1 protein-coding gene is annotated in these 489 nt (G+C 41.3%); it reads left to right on the top strand.

All coding sequences use genetic code 11. From position 1 onward, the window contains the following. On the top strand, positions 1–489 hold a 489-nt coding region (locus E0D98_RS25750), incomplete at both ends, for an ABC transporter transmembrane domain-containing protein (protein WP_240723788.1).

The raw sequence follows: 489 nt of genomic DNA on the forward strand, positions 1-489 counted from the left end.
TGGTATTACAGCCCTCAATTAACACTGGTTATATTATTGTCACTACCTTGTTATGTTATATGGTCATTGTTTATATCACCCTTATTACGTCGACGTCTTGATGATAAGTTTCTCAGGAATGCAGAAAATCAAGCTTTTCTTGTCGAAACGGTAACAGCAATAAATACAATTAAATCCATGGCAGTATCGCCACAGATGATTGCTACATGGGATAAACAACTGGCCGGGTATGTTGCTTCCAGTTTCAGGGTAAATCTGGTTGCAATGACAGGGCAGCAGGGGATACAGCTGATACAGAAAAGTGTAATGGTAATTAGTCTATGGATGGGAGCACATCTTGTCATATCGGGAGAGATAAGCATTGGGCAGTTAATCGCGTTTAATATGCTTGCAGGTCAGGTCATTGCTCCTGTTATCAGACTGGCTCACCTTTGGCAGGATTTTCAGCAGGTTGGTATTTCTGTTGAGCGCCTTGGGGATGTATTAAAT

This window comes from Escherichia sp. KCJ4928 (assembly GCF_004352695.1).
In the GTDB taxonomy this organism is placed as follows: Bacteria; Pseudomonadota; Gammaproteobacteria; order Enterobacterales; family Enterobacteriaceae; genus ECMA0423.